Raw genomic sequence first — 20108 nt, 5'->3', positions numbered from 1 at the left:
TTTCCTCTTATATTTCTGATGATTCATTCAGACCGGTTATGCGGCTGTAATATATTTCAGACACTGAAATCCATCCCACAATTGCCCCCACAAAAAACACAACAGAAACAGAAAAGGTAAGGCACAGCGAAACGACAATTTCTACAGGGCTGGCGGGATAAAAAAGCCCCTGACGGATAAAGGGGATATTCAGGCTGACGATTATTCCCGTCGCGATGCCGGATATTCCGGCAATGAGTAACACCACCTGCTTATTTCGCACCTTTTTTCCTTCCGTACATCTGCAGAACGGTATCCATCCGCGCCATAAAACCGGCGGCATCCGTTGCCCCCTGTAAAAGCGGTAATGCCTCAAGCGTGTTGACGTTGACCAGGAAGGTGGTCGGTGTGGCCACCGGGATATTCGGGAAGAAGGTCTGCATCACGTCCGGTGGCACCGGTAATGCCTCCGGAAAGGCGGTATCCCCCTGACCATCCAGGGTGTAGGGAAAAACGGAAAAGCCGTACTGCTGTGCCAGCTGTTTCAGTACCGGGTCAAACTGGTGACAGTAAGGGCAATGTCCCTGCATAAACAGCACCACCTTCCAGTCGGCCAGGTTAACCTGCCTGCCGTTGCTGAGGCGGAACCAGCGGGGAGCCGGCTTTTCTGTCCTGGCTGATGTGTCTGCTGCCGGTTGTGCAGGCTGCGCGGCCATACCCTGCGGATTCCAGAGTCGCTCTATTTCATCCCGGGTGGAGGCTTGCACGGCAGCGGCTGACAGTAACAGGGTGAACAGCAGTGATTTAGTGAGAGACATGTCTGCTCTCCTTTTCTGCAGCAAGAATGGCGGCCTGACGGGCTTCCAGTGCCTCACGCTCTTCCCGGCTGACGCGGGCTATCCATGTATCCAGTATCTGGTATGCACCGAACAGAACGAGAATGGCCGCAATCAGCTCTGCCAGAAAAAAAGCCATCCAGGGCTTTCTGTAAACCAGACGGGCAACAATATGAAACCAGAGCCCCAGGGAGAACACCCATACACCTGTAATATCAAGGCGGGGTAAAGAGAATTTATATTTACTCATATTAATAACACCATTATTATCCAGTATATTTCTGATTTCATCAGCAATATACAGCCATATTAATCAGCACGGGTTTAATACGATGAGTTTATTTTTTGATAAAAAAGCACTCGAAATCATCAGAGACATTATCAGGGAAACAATGCTGGGTAATGTAGCCATAGCATTACTTATAAACATCTCATCAAATTATATGACAACCAGAGACATACCATCACTGGTCTCGCTCTCTGTTTTCATTTTAACAATCATTTGTATTGAATTATGGGTGATTACTTCTATAATAAATTATCTTAGCCTATTACAAAAAATCAGAAAAAAGCTATCCATTTTTATACTCACTCTCTGGATGTGTTTGTTTTTCACATTAACATCCCGTTATTTTGTTATGCTTTATGATGCATGGACCAACCAGTAGAATATAATCATTCCTGCACCAGAAAACACTGCGGCAACAGCGAGCCACAAACGCTTATGCACTCCTTCTGATATGCCTGAAAAATATCCTGTATGGAGTAGCAGCAGCAACCATGACAACACTCCTGCCAGACCCTGCAGGGCAGGAGGGATATACCACAGTTCATATTTCATAATAACAATACCTTCTGCCATCATCATGGACAGGGCGCAAACAACAAAACAGTCCCATGAAAAAAAACGCCTGTCAGCGGCAAGGAAAATCACTGTCAGTGACATGACTGTCACCTGGGCCAGCAATAAAGGCCATAAAGAAATAAAATTCATTTACACGACCTCTTTAAAAATTCGGTTTAAAGTCTTCAGAAACGTTCAGGAACTGTTTTGCCAGGTCGTCCTGCGAAATAAAGCCGTATGATAACGGGCGAACACGGCCCTGCTTCGGGTCAACCAGCATCATGGCCGGGAAATATTTCACGCCGAGGCGCTGCGCCTGCCCCTGGTCAGTCCGGGAATCCGGCAACAGTGGATTAATCACGCCATCCACGGAAACGGGAATAACACTCAGCCCATACGTATCCCGGAAGCCATTAATGACCTGTGCCAGCTGCCCGTCGATGGGGTCCTGACCCCGGTAAAAAAACATAATGCCGTAATGCTCTGCCAGTCTGGCAATCGCCTGTCGCTGCTGCGCCTGGTCTGCAGCCAGCTGGTTCCGTACCGTGCCATTGTAATGGCTGTACTGCAGGTTATAGTCCAGTTCGGGATGTGCCAGCATGGCCTTTTTGGCACTCATGGTGAAAAGCCCGGCCTGCTGAGTCCAGTAATTCTGCAGACGGAAATATTTCACAAAATTATCCACGCCGGGATACAGAATGGCTTCGTACAGCGCCCGCTTTGTTGCCGTCTGCAGCGCGGCCAGTTTCTGCATAATATCCGGCTCCTGACGGGGAACTGCAGGTGCGGGTTTATTTTCCGGCTCCGGCTGTTTCATCTTTTCGTTATACCACTGCCAGCCCGCATCTTTCCCTGACGCCGGAAAAATAAAGCAGCAGAGTAACAGTGGCAGTAATGCTTTATTCATCTTCATTCCTTTCATCATTTTTTCTTTCATCAGGTTTCTGCAGGTCAGTCAGGGCAGAAAAACAAAGATACAGAATAAACAGGAGCACACCGGAGTAAAGGATAACGAAAGCAGCAGCAAGCATCCCGCCTGCCGTGGTTTCTTTTACCGTATCCCACGACCAGATAATTACCGGGGAAATGACAATCGCTGTAATCAAAAGTCGGATAAGAAAATCAATAAAACGGTTCGACGTGAATATGACCTTCATCATTTTCCCCGGTTATTTTCCATACCTTACTGTCCTGCCTGTTTCAGCTGGTCAGCAATCTGTTCTTTCACTTTCTCCGTCAGAACGCCACTGTCCGGGATTTTCTGGTTATTCATCAGGTCTTCGTAGAAGTTAGTGAAGTCCAGCTGGTCGAACTTAATACGCTGCAGTTCATCCACGGTTATTCCACGGCAGTCAGGACTTTTGGCGCTGCCAAACCCGATACGCAACTGCCCGTTACGCCCCTGCTGCTGGACTATCTGCGCCAGCTTCGAATCAAACTGGCAGTAGCTGCGCTTTTTCTGCAGGCAGACACCCAGCACCTTTTTCGAACAGAACTCGCCCACACTCACCGTCAGTTTGTTGTCCTTTGCCTTTCCCAGTGCCTTTTCTTCACTGTTGCACTTCGCCAGCCCCACATCCTGACCCCAGCCACCATCCTTACAGCAGTTACTGAAGCCGGCTGCGGCCTTACGGCAGAATTTCGCCTCGCCCGTGAAAGCCCTGACATCCACACCATTCAGGGCGGCAACATCCTTACCTGCGGCGGCAAGCGCAGCCAGCTGTGATACTGCCTCACCAAAATCACTGCTTTTTCCGCTCTGTGCCTTATCACATTCACCATCAAGGCAGAAGACATCACCACCACAGATCATCACTTTCCCGGATGTTTTTGACTCGCAGGAATACGTGGCATACTCATGCAGACAGGTTCCCTCATCGGAATAAAACGCGCACTGACGTGAGGCCAGCGTACAGGCCGGATTATCGACATATTTCTGACAGGTACCATTATCTGCGGACTGTGTGACATATTTATCCCGGTATGCCCAGCACGCCTGTGTGATGCTCCAGGGTTTACCTTCCATCACACCTGTTTTCGTCCCCCCCGGCTCTGAACACTCAGTGCCTTTCAGCACGCCATCCGCTTTATTAAACGGACAACTCTCCACCCACTCCACCCGTGGAACCCATTCTTTATCACGGACCTTCATCCTGAGTTTCAGCGTAAAGGTGGACGCGCCGCTGGCCAGTTTCTCATAAACCTGTCGGTCACCGTTCCCGCCAGAAAGACAGTTACCGTTAGCAGTACAGCCACTGCCGGTCAGTACCTGCCCCTGTGTCACCTGCAAACCTGTCGCCCCGGACAAGGGGAAAGTACCCGACTGCCCGTTTACCAGGCCAACATTGAACGTCGAATTCATGAAGGTATAACGAGAATTCAGGAAGAAAAAAGCGGCGTATACAGACAATGATGCACTTTCCACTGTACCGGTTACCGGAGCCGTGACACTGAACACCAGTTTCAGCCCGTTCATACTGAACCGGAACTGTGAGTGCGGTATCGTCACCTCACGATATTCATCCGTGTATTTCCAGTCCCCGGTGATACTGGCAGTCCGTGTGCAGTACTCCTCCACCATCGTGTCCCACTCACAGGTATAGTTTGTGAATTCACTGCGGTTTATCTCCTGCGCACTGCACTGCTGCCCGGTGTTTCCCACAATGCTGTCAGCCCGGTTCACCACATCCCTGCCGGTCTGGATAAACGGCGCATCCGGTGAAAGAATGTCTTTCGGCTTGTTCATGAATGACTCTGTGATAGTTTTTCCGGTTTCACCGGTCGCCCATTCCGTGGTGCCGTCATTTTTCAGGCCGCCATCCCCGCCAGCAGTCACACCACCGTAATATTTTGTCTCGTCCGGATTCGCGTCATAGCCGGGGATACTCTCCTGTGGCTTAAAGCCCTGAATACTGCTGCTTCCCTGTCCTTTGATCTGGTGAGCAAAATCAGAACCAGCCCGGTAATCACTGTTGCTGTCAGCAAACACAGAAAAGCTCAGAAAAAAAACAATTGCACAAAGATTGCACGACTTTACGGAATAATTAAAATTCAGAGACCTGAAAAAGGTATTTATCTTTTCTTTCATAACCTGAACCATACTGGAGAATGAAGTGATGTCATCTCAACTTCAGAACTGTGTTGATTGTGGTAAAGCATTAAGTCGAACAGCCACAACGTGCGGGAATTGCAGCTCAACGGACCCTTTTGGAAAAAAACGGCGCAGCGATCGCTTTTACCAGTGGTTTGCAGGGCTGTTTATTACGGCTATTATTATTGCTGGCGGATTATGGTACATGGGGCTTCTTGACGTACCGGGATTACTACTCAGATAACGACTTCAGTAACGATATCAGTGTTCTGAAATCGGCACATAACGAGTGACGACAATACCGGTTATACCAGTAATGAGGGGCATCGGGCTGAAGCCTGAAACAGAGCTGAAACTCACTGTTAAAAGCCCCCTTCACCGACCATCCCCATGTCAGACGTGGTATTGCTGATTCAGCATCCTGCCGCAGTCGCTGCTCAAGAAGGGCAGCCATTTTTACCGGACAGGCAAAGGCAATATAAGGAGGCAGCTTTGTAACAGGGAAACCATGTCCCTGACAGGAAGCATATGTACGGAAGCCGTAAATGTTCATCGCGGCCACCAGTGCACGGATCTCCGGATCAATCTGATAATACCCGGCAGGTAAAGTCATTTTTGTTTATCTCCGGGGTTATTCAGCAACGTCCGGGCCACCTGCCGGCAGTCACCCGTGGCGGCCACTTTCTCCAGCGCCTGGCCGACCCGCAGGTTTCCCCGGATGATGTCGTATCCCTGACTGCAGAACACCACCAGTGCCGGTACACTGCGAATGCCGTACTGTGAAAACAGCGTCGGGTCGATCTGAACACCATCAGTCGCGCCGTCTTTTACCAGCGACAACACGGCTTCAGCGGTGGTCTTCAGGTCATTGTTCACCATGCCCCGCAGTGTGGCCGGGATACCGTAGTGCCGGGTTTCCTCCAGCATCCGCTTCAGCCCCTCTTCCGGAATGGAGAAGGACACAAAGTACACGGCGCCCTGCTGTGGTTTGTCTTTCTGAGCCGCCTGCTGCCTGCGGACCAGTTCATCGAGAAACTGGTTATCGGAATGCTGAAGGGGATTCGCCCTGACCTGCTGCTCTGCCCATGCCTGCAACTGTGTGTCCGGCTTTTCACGTAACTGCTGACTCAGTGTTTCCTGCTGCTTCAGGAACTGGCGGTTTTCGGGCGTATTCACGTTTTCCGAAGCATGGGCAGAAATAAACAGTCCTGTGGTCAGGGCAAAAAGTACAAATATTTTCCGGCTCATATCATCTCCCGGCATAGTGATATAATTTAATTACCGGCGCACTTTTCTTTCAGTTTTTCAGATAAAGCATATAACTCATCCATTTCTTCCTGAGTAATGCATTTTCTGCTGACAGTAATCTGCACCGTAGCCACGGAGGTATCTCTGTCCAAGGTAATATCATCACCGTAATTTTTTAATGACAGATGGTCTCCCTCTCTCCGGACCTGGTATATTTTTCCCGGTGGATATTCAGACAATTCACTCTCCCACCTGTCTTTAAATTTATTACCGCGAATATGTTCAGACATAATACTGATGAACTCCTGAAACCTTCTGTCGATAAACTCCAGTCGGTTCAGTATATCCTCTGATTTCCTGACATCTTCACTGTCTGTAAGCCGACGGCACTCCAGCAGAGGATAATATGCTCCACCATGACTTTCAGCCCATTGTCTGACCTCATCAAAAGCACTCACCTTTTCCAGCAGGGCGAACCACCGCTCCTCACTGATAAAAACCCCTTTTTCTTTATTACTTATCTTTCGTAAAAATGAGAAAAAACTCATAAGGCACCTTCACTTATATTGTACACATGCACATACTGTTATATTTATGAGAACCGCCAGACTCATTTCCCGCGCTTAACAGGCATAAACTTATCTGACGAAAGATACGAGAAAATAACGCTCACCACTGTCAGAATAAAAACCGTCTTCAGATACAGTCTGACAAGCCCGATTTTTTCCAGTGTATCTGCATAGTGCCAGTCATTAACAATATGTTCAGGGCAAAAATAAAACCACACCACAGAGCACATCACCATAGTAAAAGGGAACAATTTTAATACATTACTCGTTAACCGGATAAACAGAAGACATATTTTCCTGAAGCCCTCTGCGTGCTTATTTCTTATTACCACCACCTTCATAAACGCTCCTCTTATTGATAACTGACGCCATACCAGACACAACGAAGATTGTTGATTAGCGTCTTTCTCTGTTTATCTTTTTTCTGAGTCTGGCGGCAATTAATTGCCAGTCTCTGTATTGCTCTGCTGTTATTACCTTTTTCTCCATACTGAAAGTGTCACGGGGTACAGGGAGATATACATCCTGATGCAAGGGGAGCTGCAGGCCACATTGTTTCTGTTCTTTTTCCATCATTTATCCTTTTCTTGTCAGGGTTATAAAAATACACAGTTACGTTTACGCCACATCAGGTAGCCGAAGTTTTTCTTTGTATTGGGCGGATTTTTCCCCGTCTCCCAGCGCATCACACTCCGCCCGAACGGATGGCACTGCCCGCTGTCCGGATACATATTCACCATCTGATAACGCCAGCGTTCTTTGGGCAGGATTGGGGACGGATATTCATTACAGACGGCGTTATTTTTCCCGATGGTTTCCATAATCATGCCCTGACGGTGCAGCTTGAATGCCATGCGTTCACTGACCAGCAGGGAGGACTGCAACGGACTGGACTCATTACTCACCCAGCCATTGAACGGGTACATACTTCCCTGCGAACCGGCACACCAGAACAGAACATCGAGAGGCATATTAAAGGCGCTGGCAATCGCATCTGCTGCACAGGCCCCCTGGGCTATCGGATTGGCAAAGATGACAGCTTCCGGATTGAGAATGGTGGTCAGGCTGCTGTCCGTCCAGGTGGGGTCAATTTCAGAAAGATAAGCGATATCCAGGTCACCACCTTCCAGACAGCCCAGCGATGTGATGATGTTAAGCCAGTACGTCAGCGGGTATTTGTACCAGTGAACGTGATAGAACGCCCCGTTCACCTGCTTCTCATCCTTTTTCGCCGTTCCCTGTGCCGTTTTACCAAAAGCCGGCAGGCTGAAGCCCAGGTTCACCATACATCCCGGTGACCGGGTGACGTCCGTCAGTGCCATCGGCTCCCAGTAACCAATGGCCAGCCCGATACGCCTGAACAGCGGCGGCGGTGCCGGACAAATCTGAATGGGCATCGACGGGTTCGCCGTGTCGGGGACCTTACCCTGACTGACTTTGATACTGCCCAGCGAGAGCGGGAAAATACAGCTCCAGCAGATATCCGTGATCGGGTTTACAAAACGCCCCTCACAGGCAGAATCCGCAGACGCCGCAGGGACATGACCGGCGAGAAGAAATAACATCAGCAGCCACAGGCTTCGCTTCATTTTCTGCTCTCCTCTGCCGGAATAAATTCCACCTTCAGGAAGCGAGCGCCGGGAACGGCACTCACCCGTGCCGGGACCTGATCGATGCCGAGGCGCTGGCAGAGCACACCGTTCTGGTCAAAGTAAACACGGCTGTCCAGCGTTTTCTGCATTTCCAGAATACTGCCCTGCACGAGGATAATTTTGCTCTCCAGTGTGGGAGGCGTCTGGCGTTTCATCCAGGCCACCTGCGCCGGATCATCGCCGTTGATGAAATACAGCGTCTGGTTGAAAGGCACATACTGCAGCGGGTTCATCACCTCCCCCTGGCGGGCGAAGATACGTCCTTCGTTATCCCGGATATCCGCAGCCAGTCTGACAGACGGATCAAACAACCGGCTGCTGTATTTTTCCGTGCATCCGATTCCGGGCACGGCAGGGGGCCGCAGGCTGTTACGGATCACCCGCTCCTTAAACGCATCCATTTTCCGGCCCATCTCACCGGACTGCTCCAGTGCCGTCAGGCGCTGCATGATCACCGTCAGCATGTCCTGCTCCTGCACCGGCCACAGATCGCCCCAGGTGCCAAGATCAGCCGCTGCGACACTCTGCCCCCATATCAGCAGGGCAATCAGGCCCCGGCATTTCACGGTTCAGTCCTCATGCGCCGGGCAATATCCTGCTGAATTTCCCGGGTTATATCCGGTGCTCCCTGTACCACGGCGGGCGACACCAGAATGACCGCGTGGTGCTTCTGCTGCCACGCCTGCAGGCTGGCTTCCAGTGCCGTGTTAAAACGCGCTGAAAGGGCTTTTGACTGTGCTTCTGACAGTTGTTTCTGACTGGCGCTGTCAAAAAACGCATCCACGGTCTGTTTCATATTGAAGGCGACAGTCACCGGTGCGTTCAGTCTGACAATGCCGTAACTGACGGCTGCGTTCAGTAACACCATTGCCAGGCATCCCGGCACCGCCCACCACCAGTGGCTGCGTCGACGGGCTGTCACATCAGTCGTTTTTTGCGTTGTGGTCATACAACACTCCTGTATTTCTCATGTTCTTCCAGCCAGGCTTCCAGCGAAGCCATCTCCGGGCCTGACTTCTTCCACGCCAGCTGCCACACCGCCTCGTGAATGCTCAGGCCCTCCTGACGCTTCTGCTGCACAAATTCAAAGTCCGGACCGTCAGAGCTGTACATGGCACGGCTTAGCGGGTCCACAAACAGACGGTGCCAGGAGGAGTGGTTTTCCACCTGCAGCAGGAAGGAACTGAACCACTGGTCTTTGGCCGCACCAAACTTGCCAATCATGTCGCGCTGCAGGGGCAGGAACTGGTCCGGGAATAACTGGTTATATTTCGCGAACTCCTTCGCACTCTGTTTGAGGATTATTTTGTAGGAGGAGTTACCCCATGCGGCACGGGCCGCACTGGAGGCCTTGTCAGAGTCAAAGTCGACGATGTTCTGTGTAATGGTGATATAGGCACCGGTATGACGGCGGGCAGTACGGTAGCCTTTTTGAATAAACTCACCGACTTTACGATTTTTGAAGTCCAGCAGGCGCCAGCCTTCATCAATGACGTTCAGTTTTTTGAGAGTACGCGGCGTGCGGTACATCCTGTTCTCGATATAGATAATCAGGGAGAACATCACCGCAACCAGCAGTGACGGACGGTCTTCCAGTCCGCCCAGCTCCAGAACCACCATTTTCGCATCATCCCGCAGGGACGGCTTATCAGAGTTGAAATACCGACCGTAGGTGCCGTTGGCAGTGTACTGGTCAAGCAGCACAATCATTTCATCCAGGCGGCTGCGGATGGTCGGTGACTCGGCATACTGCTCGCTGTCACTGGCGTTTTTCAGGAAATCCACCACGTCATCAATACGTGCCCTGTTCTCTTTGGCCAGCCATGATGCCCTGACGGCCTGCAGCAACAGACCTTCATGCACTTCGTCCAGGTTACCGTTGGGGCTGGCCATCACCGACAGCTGGTCACGGACACGCTCCGCTGACTGGTCAATATCGGTGATGTTCGCAAACGGGTTAAAGCGCAGGGTTTCACCGTCCAGATATACGCCCCCCATGTTCTCACACAGGGACTTGTAGCCATCCCCCATGTCGAACACCACAGCAAAGCCCCCGCAGTCCAGCACGCTGCGGATAAGGGGCTGTATCAGCCCGGTTTTACCGGCCCCGGAGGTGCCACAGACTGCCATGTTATAGTTGGTGTTATTCATCCCCTTAAAGAAGATATCGATAAACGCCAGCTGGTTACGGTAGGTGGGTGCCAGCAGACCTGCCGGTGTCAGGGGGTTATCCGCCACTAACGGCATCAGGTTGGCAACATTAAAGCTCTCTGCGCGCTGAACCACACCGGCCTCTTTCAGCTGTTTAAACAGCCCTTTCCCGGCCATAAAGGGCAGGCAGGTCAGGAAATTGCGCATGTGGTTAAAGCGCGGTGAAATCAGCTCAAAACCGTTTTTACGAAAGCTGTTCAGAATGTCCTGCTCCACTTCCAGCGCCGTTTCATTGTTGTCCTTGCAGAAGGCTGTGATGTTGAGGAAGTAGGACACGACAGAAGACTGACCGGAGCCCAGCCGCTGACGCAGCTCCCCCCACTCCTTCGCCTCTTTCTCCACGGACGGAAACCATTTGGCATAGGAGGTTTTCGACTTTTTCTCCAGGTCCATGTACTTCAGGTTGGCTTCGCTGTGGGTTTTCACCTGGTCTTCCACCACCAGAGTCAGCGTCAGGATGAACGGACAGGAGATGGACATTTCCGGGTTCAGCAGGTTGCTGTAGTTGTCGGCCATGTTCCACAGGAAGGCGATTTCCGGGTTACGGGCCAGATGGAAATTCAGAATACGGGCCGTACTGTTCCTGCCGTTCTCACGCAGCCCCAGCGTCAGGTAATCCGCCCGGACCTTGAGGTCAAAACTGTCCTCCACACACTGATAATTCAGATCAGAATACGGGTCCAGCTGACGTCTTTTCGGGTACAGGGAGTCCGGATTATGGTTAATCATCTCCCCGACAATATCGATAAAGGCCTGCGCATCCACCGTCTGCGTGGCGATACGAGCCCCCTGCAGTGAGGCCCGGATAATTTTCACCAGGTTTTCCATTTCCAGAATGTCTGCCCGGCTTTTTTTCTTCGAAGGAGAACAGTACGAGAAGAATACCCGGTAGTGACGCAGAGTCAGCGGCAGGTTAATCCCTTCCGGCAGCGGAAACTGTGTCTCAGCCGCGTTCATATAGTAGGCACGGGTAATGGCATTAAAGCGTTCGGCCTGTTCGCCAGACCAGGAGAACTCACGCAGCCCGTACTCAATCCTGTCACCAACCAGCTGACTGGACATCAGATGGATACACAACGGAATACCGCGCGGCAGTTTGGTGCGCAGCATGTGGTCGAGGGCTTCCACAATGGTCTCATTTGCACCGTTAATGGGCGTGGCTTCCAGCATAAATCCCAGCGTGGTGTCATTCATGAACAGACCGGATTCCTGGTTGTAATCGCGGTACGGCAGCAGGCGGCTGAACTGCGGGAAACTCATTTCGCCAAGAATTTCATTGGCCTTTGCTGATTCGTCAGGCAGTTTCAGTGCTGTGACGAGGGAGTTAACCGCCTGAGTGACGGCCTCAAGTGGGTTATTACTCATATGAGTATTCCTTAGTGCGTTTAAAAAAGGAAAATATCAGTCTGTGACCGTGGATATATCACGCAGTGCCATTCTTAAAACCACAGCACAAATAAGAGATGGAGGCTTTTAACAGGAAACCAGGATTACAATTAACGTTCCTTTACTGAATCAGCATCACTTAATGCCTGAAGTTGTTTTTCGCGTATTTTATTGCGCTCATTTTTTCTTACCCGTCGCGCCTCTGCCATTTCGTTTTCATTTCTACATTCTGATGCAAGCTCTTTTGCCTTACCAAGACTTAAAGGTTCAGGCTGATAATCAGAGGTGTCAGACGTAATAGCTTCCTTAAATGCTTCTGCTGCACAGGGGGTATCCTGAGCAATTTCTGTCAGTTGTTCTGGTGTTGCAGGTTGTTGCTCAAGGTAATCATTGTAGAAAAGACCACATATCAACATAGCCATAACACCAACAAATATAAAAGCCAGAACAGATTTTAAATATATCGACTTCATTTCATTTTAGCCTTATATAATTCCCACTGTCGGATATACTCCTCATACTGAGCCACTGGCACATTAACGATGACTCCGGCACACTCCAGTTTATTAACCGGTTCAGTAAATGTGTCTGTCGGTATATTCACCTCCAGAAGCTTACAGTCATTTTTCCAGTATTTCCCTACGTCCAGTTCATCCATCGTGAATGACTGACTGGCGAACACAATAAGCGTAATAAAAGAAAAACCTCCAATAAGCACACTACAAATTAATGTTTTTCCTCTGCTAACCTGCAGGCTGAATTTTTCAGGGATAACAAACATAGCCAGTGCGTTAACAACACAGATAACCACAAGAAAGAGGCACAAGCATATAAACCAGTCGATATTATTTCCTTCGAAGTAGTAAGCACTCATTGCCCACCACCATTCAGTGTTTCCATCACGTTGTTCAAAGGTTCATTTGTTTTAACTTCAATACACTCCCCTGTATTTCCTAAGCCCCTGCCTCCACGCGCTTCTATTCTCCGAAGGATCTGTACACATACATCCGTATTTGGCATGGGTGTAATATTCCAGATACCACCACCGCCAACATTTTTCATCAGCACAAGAAAAATAAAGGTATGCATTCTTTATTACCTCCGCTTATATATTAATCACTGAATATCCCTTCAGTTAACTTATGAGGTCATAAAACACTGCAGATTCTCATTCGGATTTATTCTCTTTAGTAAACTTCCGGATGGTATCCTGTTCACGCTGACGGGTGGCAGACGCCTGCATTGCATCCACTTTCTCCTGCCAGAGACGCCGGATATCCTTTTCATCCCGACCAGTCAGTTTTTTACCGGACAGCAGACGGTTAAGCAGTTCCTGTCTCGCATCCGGTACCTCTTCAGTCAGACGCATAAGCTGAAGCAGGCTCTGACGGCTGAGAACCATGAGTGATTCCGGCAGGAGAGTGAGACAACAAATAAAACACCCTACCGCACCACAGCAGGCAAGGACCGCAAACAGGATTTTCAGATATATACCATCAACGCCGAACGCAGCAATAATACAGGGAATCCATGCAATATACGCACAAAACGCCAGGATGTTATATATTCGGTTCTGTCTGCGATATATCTGTTGATGTTCATCCAGAATAGAATCTATTTTTTCAGCTTCTGATTTATGCATAGTGTTTCCTCTGCCTTTCCTGATACGCCTGACATTCAACGCACAACGTCACACCGGGAAATATTTTCCGCCGGGCTTCCGGAACAGGATTTCCGCATGCCTCACAGAGATAAACAGGAATACCATGAACATTTATTTTCTGGCGTATCCGGTTTATTCCTGTCATGGTCAGTTGTTCTGTCACTGAATATGCTTCATCGGCTTCATCACTCACGGAATATTCCTCCCGACATGTTCTGACACGCTACCGCCCATCCCTTTTCACGCACAGGGCACTCGTTTTACAGGCAGATTTTGAATACAGAAAGCCCGCCGGCATTGCTGGCTGATATACAACTTCAGGGCCAGTTAATTAATGCGTGGTTTTCCCCACGCAGACGGTTTAATAACAAAAAACACGCTGGATGGTTGATGATAAACATCCTGATTATCAATATAAGGCGCTATCCATAATGCTGCCGTCTGCTCACCCGTTCTTAGCGGACGGGGAGGTGTTACCGGCGCAACTGAACTGACCGGAACAACCGTTTTCACTTCCCGGGCAGCGGTAAACAGCGGGCGTGGTGCCAGCAGTTTCTGCTCCGGAAGTGCAGTCACTACAGGCCCGCTGCCGGATGGACTGGCCGTGCTGGCGGCCCGCACCGTGGTTGTCCGGAAGTTCCCTTCAGCCAGGCGCGGCAGTGATGCCGCAGCCGGCTTTGCATCTGCAGGCTGTTCCAGCTTTTTGGCCTTCTCGTTGGCCTGCTCCATCGTCATACAGGTATCTGACGTGGTGGCATCACACTCAAAATCAGAGTTCGTTCCGGCGCAGCCGGAAAGTAATAACGTCCCCAGCAGAGGAATAAATAAAGAAATCTTTTTCATTGCCCTTCTCCTTTTTTATTATTCCCTACAACAGCAGAAATTAACTCTGCAGTCAGATTTGCTTTCCCCGCACAGGTTTGTCCGACAACCATAATATGCCCCGGAGAAGAAAATAAACTCATCGACATCCCCTTCTTCATCACACCGACAGCGGCTATATTAAAATTGTGCGGCAGTGATTGAGGACTGCTTTTAATAATATTACGCATGTTCATTTTTATCTCCGTTATTTCTGATTGTTCTGTCATCAGGGAAATAAACATGGCATTTCCTGATTTTTCCCGGCAGGGAAGTGTCTTCTGAAAGAACATCCTTCAGACGCTCATCTGCTGTTGCCACCCGGACACATTTCATTTTTCCGGGCCACATCGGATATTTTCCAGTGCCTGCCGCAAACGACATATACATCAGTGCCAGCGTTGCCCAGAATGCGGTGAACAGTTGCATCAGTGACCGGTCAGTTTCCCGGGCATACTCTGCGCCCCCAACATTACGGTAACGGCAGATTTTCTCTTCTGCTCCTGGAAGATCATGCAGAGAAGGCAGACATTCTCTTACAGGAAACTGCCCGGCAGGGGCTGTTTGTCTTGCGAAGTCAATTTCCTGAACCAGTAATTTCCCCGGCGTGGTGTTGTCCTTCCATAAAACAAATAACGCCATCAGGGCCATTGTCGCCAGCGGCCAGATAATCACAAACCTGACGGCCCACAGCAGCCAGCGAACGACAAACGCAGCACGGAATGTCAGCGAATTACCCACCATTTCCTCCCTCCTTGCCGGCTTCTCCATCCTGCGGGTTCTTGTCTTTGGACATAAACTGCTGCGGATTCAGGTTGCCCAGCTGTTTCAGCATCTGGTCGGTGTTAAAACCGTTCAGGTGGCTTTCTGCCGTGGGCGGATTCGGCACCGGGCTTTCCGGGTTACCCTCTTCCGCTGTACTCTGTGACTGCTCCAGCGCCATCTCTTCCACGGTTTTCAGCTGGAAGCCGTCCTGGAACACCACCGTCACTTCGTTGCCCGCACCAATCGGTATCACCGGGTGATACTGTTCGGCACGTTTGATGTAGTAGTCACTGAGCGTCTGTGCCGCTTTCGATGCGCCGCCACCGATACCCATTTTAAGGACGTCACCGGCCCCGTAAGCAGCAGTGGCACCCAGTCCGACAGCCGGCTGGGAGGCACGCTCCATTCCCTGACCGATACCGTCAACAAATCCCGCGCCCCATGCCCAGCCGAGGATTTTGCCGTTACGCATCACCACTTCGCCCTTGATACCGTTCTTGCCCCGGAAGCTGACATGCCCCTTAATCGGCATATCAATGGTTTTGCCGTTCTTCAGGCAACTGATATTGCGGGTGCGTACAATGGCACGCTCACTGGACACATCCCCCCAGGCTTCCAGCCCCACAAAACATCCCGTTGCGTCATACGTCTTGCTGTTCGGCATTTCCACCAGGCCGGTGATACGCAGCTGCATCGGTACCGTGGATTCATTGCCGGTGACAGAAGCATTGGCATCTGCCCCCTCAATCAGGACGGATTTTGCAAAGCTCCCGGATGGGATATACGGCAGGGAGGGGCCTTTCTTTGTGCCAGCGTCATAGCTGAACGTTTTACGCTGTATCCGGTTAGGTACCGGCACAGACTTGTACGTCACCTGCGGTGGTGGCGTGACGCCATTACCGGGATAAAACGCCGTCGGCGGTGGAACAGCAACGCTGCCCTGCGGCGGGAACGTCGCCGGAACATTACCCGGCTGAGGTTCGCCTTCCGGGCCGGGCGGTGAGGCTGGTGCCTGCGGTACAGGCTCTCCGGTCGCGGTGACGGGATTTGCACCCAGGGCTTTTACCTGCTCTGCCAGGGCGGCATTATCCTGTCCCAGCTTTTCAATACGACGCTGGTCATCACCGCGCTGTTTGTTCAGGACATCCAGCTCGCGACGGATTTCCTCATACTGCTTCTGCATCTGCGCTGCCGTCACCTGCATCTCCGTGGTGGCATGCTGACGCACCTTGTCATCAAAGGTCGTATCCACCACACCGGTCATATCCGGCACAGGCTCCTGTTCAGCCACGGTTTCACCGTTACCGGTCATGTCCACATCAGACAGATACAGTGCACCACCAATCGCGGAGGCTGCACCGACAACCACAATCCCCAGCCACAGGTACTGCTTGCGTTTCACAATGGTATTGATACTGGCCATCAGTTGCCCTCCCCGTCACGGATGACATACACATCCATGCGCGCACCTGCCAGTAACTGGCTGGCAGGCTGACTGAACATCACGGCACGGGTTCCCGGCTGCCAGAAATCACTTTCCCGGATATTCAGGGCAGACAGCGTTTTATTTTCCACGGCAAAGCGGACCATCTTCAGGTGATTCCCCGTCCATACGGCATCTGCCACTGAAGACAACCCCGCCGGAGCCTGCAGGGTTTCTTTTGTCACAGGCACCTGATACCAGCCTGCAGGTAATTTTCCGCCACGGACGGCCTGGCTGATGGCCACAAGCAGGGATTCGTAAGGCGTGGACGTTTCCCACGCACCGGCTTCTTCTCCGGTTCCGCGCAGGTCACTGACCAGCTGAATGGTACGCCCCGCGCCTTCACGGGGAACGGCCTGAATGGAAAGGTTCAGACAACGTTCTGTTTCCAGAATGAACGTAAAGGGCTTTTTGTTGACGGTGGCCACCACCACACCGCCGGAGGCGGTCTGCTCATTATTGGTCAGGGCACCATCCAGACTGTTCACGGCGATAATCCGGTCACCGGGAACAGTAAACAGATTCGGGCTGGTATTGCTGATGGCAATACTGGCCTGACCACCGTTCACCATTGGCACCACGGTGGGGGCCAGCGTACCGGCTCCGGCCATCACGCTGCAGGAAAAAAACAGGCCGCCGAATATTATTGCTGTATTATTTTTTCTCATCGTCTGTTTCCCCGAAATTATCCAGCCAGGTCACCCCGTTTTCCCGCTTCAGAATAAGGATGTAATGTTTGATATCAGTAAAAGGTTTTGAATCACCAATCCAGGTTTTAAGCACACCACGAATTTCCACACGGCCATACTGGGGCCAGACACGGACACTGGTCTGAAAAAATGCGGAGTTCACGTTATCGTTTTTAATACGCTTCGCTTCCTCAGCCAGAATAACTTTCATCTGGTTCTGTGCACCCGGACGAATATATTGCAAAAGCGCCTGATGTGAGGCATCGACGGTTTCTGATGAAACATTCAGACGGAGGGCAATAAATGACAGCGCCATCTGCTGTAAATAAGAGGCATCGGCACTGTTCTGTGACACGGCAAAGGGCACATTAAATCCCATTGGGGTTACGGCGGTGCGTTGCTCATTCTGAAGACGGTAGTTATTTATTCCCTGAATAACGTTAACGGCGAGGCTGAGAACAATAAGCACCGACATAAATATAAAAGCGATGGCCATTACACGACTGGTACTTAAACGGGCACCGTGTTCCATAGAATAATCCTGGTATCAGTTCTATTTAATCCACTGCCGGAAACACGAATCGGGAACATTATGAAAAATACCGCGCAACAGGGCTGTTGGCATATACCAGTAAATCAGGTCACGTAACCAGGAACTGCCCCGCCCTTTTTTCAGTTTTTTAATCCCGATATAAACCAGAACCGCTGCAGCAATACCAAAAATCTGTTTTGAGGTCATCAGCCCCCAGCCCAGACATATTCCGGCGGGGACAAGTTCATCCAGCGGCAGGCCAAACCAGCGGCTCTGGTTGGTCAGTGTTTCCGGGAAACGATATTTTTTAAGTTTATTCTCGTCTCCCGACATGACGTTATTTCCTGTCAGAGACCGACGACGGCCATACCCACGGTAATAAACACGGAGATAATGGCAAAACCGGCGAGGAACTTAACGTTTTTGGTCATCATGTACATGATGGCCCCGACGAGAACTTCCGCCAGAATCACCCATTTCACCGCACTGGAGTCTTTACCGAAGGTGGCCTTGACGGTGGCGTTACCCCCGGCCATCAGGTCCTGACCGCCCCCCTGGGCAGCCATCGCCAGTTGCGGAAAGAACATCATCAGCACCGCAGCAGGAACAACCGCACGCACCAGGCGAAGCAGGTTAAGTTTAGAGAAGAAAGACGATTTCTTTTTGACGGGCGCAGAAGCACCCTGAACACTCAAAATAGCATTCATAAGTTACCTCTATTGTAGATGGATTAATAAAACCTAAAGCTCTTTAAATGTGGACTCAGATTCTTCGTGCACCTCCCTGAAAATCTCTTCGTTATAAAAATCCGGATATCGCTTCAGATGATCTCTCAGGCGAATCTGAACTTCGATAGTTTTACTTCTTCCGCTCCGATCTTTTGCTCTGATAAGCCGGTTATTTGTATCTTCATCGAGATAAACTGAAATTGTTCTGCTTGTACCGGCTTTAGCGTTCCGCCTCCTCACAGACTCACCTCATTCTTAATGGCTAATAAGAGGATGATTGCACAGAAATCGACGAAAAAAAACACGCCAAAAATGGCGTGTCTTATTTAACTTTTACTTAACACTATAATATTCACGTATCACATCAATTAATTTTGTGAATTCATTACTTGTTATTACAGATATTCTAAAAAGATCAAACTTAGCATATCTGGTTTTAACTTTACGTTTCATCGGTTTAATTCTGTCCTCTGATGCACGAATGGTAATACCTAACTCCCTGGCAATTGTTACATGACCAACACCAAGCATATACATCGAAAACACAATTAAGGTGCCAGGAGAGAGTTCATTCAACCAAAATTTATCATGCGCAACAGCAAATTTTTTCAGACAATCATTTTGCAGAAAAAAAGGATAGTCAGGAAACAAATTTATTTGCCACAAAACAACTGACTCATTACTGTCAAAAGAAATATTTTCCATTCTTATCTGATAGATTTCGCCATGAAAATTAAAGCGACGACAAAAAGCTGAACCATGCCCAAGAGACTGACACTCCAACTCCAGAGAGGATAAATAAACCTCAACCTGATAACGAATATAGCTTTCCCCCGAAAGGGGCTGATCTTCTTTTGAAAATAACTCAATAAATGCACCATTGGCATAAAGTATTTTACGATTCTGATTTCGAACACAGACAGGAACAGGTGAGTTACGATAGATATCCTGAACACTCAGAATATATTTATTTACAGATTGACTGTTACGTGGCCTTTCTCTACGATCCAGTGCACACATAGGAGCCTCCGTTAAGGATTCTATGGACAGTCAATGCAGGGAGCTGCTACTCCCTGCATTGGCGATTTAATCTAAATTTTTAACGTGGCATTAACCACATAATTAATATACTCTTTATGTGGTTAATTGTCATCAAATTGAACCAGATCAAAATCCTGTTATTTGAAGCAAATCAACTTTTAATTCTTTTTTATTCCTCATCATTTTCTGGAAAGAACCTCTCCATCTCAGATGACACCTTCTCCCTGATATCTTCGACCATATTCGCATATTCAAACTTTGGATTCCCGGAAACATGAGGGCTTAGTGACTCAATACCTAAAATCTTAGCAACTGTTGACTGTATTTTTACCGCACATTCAAGAAGCACCTTATTAAACTCAGCCTGATTGAACGCTGACTCTTTACGCTCCATCTGAGCCTCATATACACGAAGCCCTAATTCGAGAAGCATAGTGGATATGCTTGAGAAACTTACATCTGTACTTTTAGCTCCTTCTGCACGTCTTCTTTCCACAATTTCATTTATTTTATAGACAATTTCGTCACTG

30 protein-coding genes and 1 pseudogene are annotated in these 20108 nt (G+C 49.7%); all 31 read right to left on the bottom strand.

Annotation, left to right across the window (positions count from 1 at the left end; translation table 11 throughout):
* Positions 1-7: 7 nt before the first annotated feature.
* The gene (trbJ, locus tag A7Z29_RS19920) at positions 8-322 is read right to left on the bottom strand and encodes a P-type conjugative transfer protein TrbJ (protein ID WP_105290696.1); all 315 of its coding nucleotides are present in this window, start codon (positions 320-322) and stop codon (positions 8-10) included.
* Positions 252-797 carry a type-F conjugative transfer system pilin assembly thiol-disulfide isomerase TrbB gene (gene trbB / locus A7Z29_RS19915; protein WP_105290695.1) on the bottom strand — a complete coding sequence of 182 codons (546 nt, stop codon included), beginning with the start codon at positions 795-797 and terminating at the stop codon, positions 252-254. Before trbB ends, trbJ begins: the two co-directional genes overlap by 71 nt.
* Positions 784-1065, bottom strand: a complete 282-nt coding sequence (gene traQ, locus A7Z29_RS19910) for a type-F conjugative transfer system pilin chaperone TraQ (protein WP_000049684.1) — start codon at positions 1063-1065, stop codon at positions 784-786. The genes trbB and traQ overlap by 14 nt, the downstream gene beginning before the upstream one ends.
* Before the next feature lie 393 nt (positions 1066-1458).
* Positions 1459-1809, bottom strand: a complete 351-nt coding sequence (locus tag A7Z29_RS19900) for a hypothetical protein (RefSeq protein WP_105290693.1) — start codon at positions 1807-1809, stop codon at positions 1459-1461.
* Positions 1810-1822: 13 nt separating this feature from the next.
* Entirely contained in the window at positions 1823-2566 is a 744-nt protein-coding gene (gene traF / locus A7Z29_RS19895; RefSeq protein ID WP_123058428.1) for a type-F conjugative transfer system pilin assembly protein TraF, read from the bottom strand.
* Positions 2559-2816 carry a conjugal transfer protein TrbE gene (locus tag A7Z29_RS19890; RefSeq protein WP_123058427.1) on the bottom strand — a complete coding sequence of 86 codons (258 nt, stop codon included), beginning with the start codon at positions 2814-2816 and terminating at the stop codon, positions 2559-2561. Before A7Z29_RS19890 ends, traF begins: the two co-directional genes overlap by 8 nt.
* Positions 2817-2842: 26 nt before the next feature.
* The gene (traN, locus tag A7Z29_RS19885; protein ID WP_286135416.1) at positions 2843-4747 is read right to left on the bottom strand and encodes a type-F conjugative transfer system mating-pair stabilization protein TraN; all 1905 of its coding nucleotides are present in this window, start codon (positions 4745-4747) and stop codon (positions 2843-2845) included.
* Between the two features lie 235 nt (positions 4748-4982).
* Positions 4983-5363, bottom strand: coding sequence for a hypothetical protein (locus A7Z29_RS19880; RefSeq protein WP_053287535.1), 381 nt, complete (start codon positions 5361-5363; stop codon positions 4983-4985).
* The gene (trbC, locus tag A7Z29_RS19875) at positions 5360-5998 is read right to left on the bottom strand and encodes a type-F conjugative transfer system pilin assembly protein TrbC (protein ID WP_123058426.1); all 639 of its coding nucleotides are present in this window, start codon (positions 5996-5998) and stop codon (positions 5360-5362) included. Before trbC ends, A7Z29_RS19880 begins: the two co-directional genes overlap by 4 nt.
* A gap of 26 nt (positions 5999-6024) precedes the next feature.
* Positions 6025-6546: a hypothetical protein gene (locus A7Z29_RS19870; protein ID WP_105290689.1), complete on the bottom strand. Its 522-nt coding sequence runs from the start codon at positions 6544-6546 to the stop codon at positions 6025-6027.
* Positions 6547-6963: 417 nt separating this feature from the next.
* Positions 6964-7143, bottom strand: coding sequence for a hypothetical protein (locus tag A7Z29_RS23425; RefSeq protein WP_157944807.1), 180 nt, complete (start codon positions 7141-7143; stop codon positions 6964-6966).
* Positions 7144-7163: 20 nt separating this feature from the next.
* Positions 7164-8156, bottom strand: coding sequence for a conjugal transfer pilus assembly protein TraU (gene traU, locus A7Z29_RS19860; protein ID WP_000830838.1), 993 nt, complete (start codon positions 8154-8156; stop codon positions 7164-7166).
* Entirely contained in the window at positions 8153-8785 is a 633-nt protein-coding gene (gene traW / locus A7Z29_RS19855) for a type-F conjugative transfer system protein TraW (protein WP_105290687.1), read from the bottom strand. Before traW ends, traU begins: the two co-directional genes overlap by 4 nt.
* The gene (gene trbI, locus A7Z29_RS19850) at positions 8782-9168 is read right to left on the bottom strand and encodes a type-F conjugative transfer system protein TrbI (RefSeq protein WP_105290686.1); all 387 of its coding nucleotides are present in this window, start codon (positions 9166-9168) and stop codon (positions 8782-8784) included. The genes traW and trbI overlap by 4 nt, the downstream gene beginning before the upstream one ends.
* A complete protein-coding gene (gene traC, locus A7Z29_RS19845; protein WP_105290685.1) occupies positions 9165-11795 on the bottom strand; it encodes a type IV secretion system protein TraC in 2631 nt (876 codons plus the stop codon). The genes trbI and traC overlap by 4 nt, the downstream gene beginning before the upstream one ends.
* Before the next feature lie 131 nt (positions 11796-11926).
* The gene (locus A7Z29_RS23305; protein ID WP_123058425.1) at positions 11927-12289 is read right to left on the bottom strand and encodes a hypothetical protein; all 363 of its coding nucleotides are present in this window, start codon (positions 12287-12289) and stop codon (positions 11927-11929) included.
* Complete coding sequence (locus A7Z29_RS19835) at positions 12286-12690, bottom strand: hypothetical protein (RefSeq protein ID WP_105290684.1); 405 nt, start codon at positions 12688-12690, stop codon at positions 12286-12288. The genes A7Z29_RS23305 and A7Z29_RS19835 overlap by 4 nt, the downstream gene beginning before the upstream one ends.
* On the bottom strand, positions 12687-12905 hold the full coding sequence (locus A7Z29_RS19830; protein ID WP_032250498.1) for a hypothetical protein: 219 nt from the start codon (positions 12903-12905) through the stop codon (positions 12687-12689). Before A7Z29_RS19830 ends, A7Z29_RS19835 begins: the two co-directional genes overlap by 4 nt.
* Before the next feature lie 79 nt (positions 12906-12984).
* Complete coding sequence (locus A7Z29_RS19825) at positions 12985-13458, bottom strand: hypothetical protein (protein WP_105290683.1); 474 nt, start codon at positions 13456-13458, stop codon at positions 12985-12987.
* Positions 13451-13672 carry a conjugal transfer protein TraR gene (gene traR / locus A7Z29_RS19820; protein ID WP_001756934.1) on the bottom strand — a complete coding sequence of 74 codons (222 nt, stop codon included), beginning with the start codon at positions 13670-13672 and terminating at the stop codon, positions 13451-13453. The genes A7Z29_RS19825 and traR overlap by 8 nt, the downstream gene beginning before the upstream one ends.
* Positions 13673-13806: 134 nt before the next feature.
* The gene (traV, locus tag A7Z29_RS19815; protein ID WP_105290682.1) at positions 13807-14322 is read right to left on the bottom strand and encodes a type IV conjugative transfer system lipoprotein TraV; all 516 of its coding nucleotides are present in this window, start codon (positions 14320-14322) and stop codon (positions 13807-13809) included.
* On the bottom strand, positions 14319-14585 hold the full coding sequence (locus tag A7Z29_RS19810) for a conjugal transfer protein TrbD (RefSeq protein ID WP_105290681.1): 267 nt from the start codon (positions 14583-14585) through the stop codon (positions 14319-14321). Before A7Z29_RS19810 ends, traV begins: the two co-directional genes overlap by 4 nt.
* A complete protein-coding gene (gene traP, locus A7Z29_RS19805; RefSeq protein WP_105290680.1) occupies positions 14524-15084 on the bottom strand; it encodes a conjugal transfer pilus-stabilizing protein TraP in 561 nt (186 codons plus the stop codon). Before traP ends, A7Z29_RS19810 begins: the two co-directional genes overlap by 62 nt.
* Positions 15077-16528, bottom strand: a pseudogene (gene traB, locus A7Z29_RS19800) (F-type conjugal transfer pilus assembly protein TraB); the annotation flags it as partial. The pseudogene traB and the gene traP, both read right to left, overlap by 8 nt.
* A complete protein-coding gene (gene traK / locus A7Z29_RS19795; protein WP_105290678.1) occupies positions 16528-17256 on the bottom strand; it encodes a type-F conjugative transfer system secretin TraK in 729 nt (242 codons plus the stop codon). The pseudogene traB and the gene traK, both read right to left, overlap by 1 nt.
* Positions 17243-17809, bottom strand: a complete 567-nt coding sequence (traE, locus tag A7Z29_RS19790; protein ID WP_105290677.1) for a type IV conjugative transfer system protein TraE — start codon at positions 17807-17809, stop codon at positions 17243-17245. Before traE ends, traK begins: the two co-directional genes overlap by 14 nt.
* A gap of 21 nt (positions 17810-17830) precedes the next feature.
* Entirely contained in the window at positions 17831-18142 is a 312-nt protein-coding gene (traL, locus tag A7Z29_RS19785) for a type IV conjugative transfer system protein TraL (protein ID WP_046201780.1), read from the bottom strand.
* A gap of 14 nt (positions 18143-18156) precedes the next feature.
* On the bottom strand, positions 18157-18516 hold the full coding sequence (gene traA, locus A7Z29_RS19780; protein ID WP_073535352.1) for a type IV conjugative transfer system pilin TraA: 360 nt from the start codon (positions 18514-18516) through the stop codon (positions 18157-18159).
* Between the two features lie 33 nt (positions 18517-18549).
* Positions 18550-18777 (bottom strand): conjugal transfer relaxosome protein TraY, encoded by a 228-nt coding sequence (traY, locus tag A7Z29_RS19775; RefSeq protein ID WP_032246093.1) that lies wholly within the window; start codon positions 18775-18777, stop codon positions 18550-18552.
* 93 nt (positions 18778-18870) lie between these two features.
* Positions 18871-19557 (bottom strand): PAS domain-containing protein, encoded by a 687-nt coding sequence (locus A7Z29_RS19770; protein WP_105290676.1) that lies wholly within the window; start codon positions 19555-19557, stop codon positions 18871-18873.
* Between the two features lie 190 nt (positions 19558-19747).
* Positions 19748-20108 (bottom strand): conjugal transfer relaxosome DNA-binding protein TraM (gene traM, locus A7Z29_RS19765; RefSeq protein ID WP_286135410.1); only part of this gene is annotated, 361 nt, incomplete at its 5' end.

Source organism: Escherichia sp. MOD1-EC6842 (assembly GCF_002965705.1).
Lineage (GTDB): Bacteria > Pseudomonadota > Gammaproteobacteria > Enterobacterales > Enterobacteriaceae > Escherichia > Escherichia ruysiae.
The sequence above is the reverse complement of the archived record's forward strand: the minus strand, read 5'-3'. Positions and strand labels throughout refer to the sequence as shown.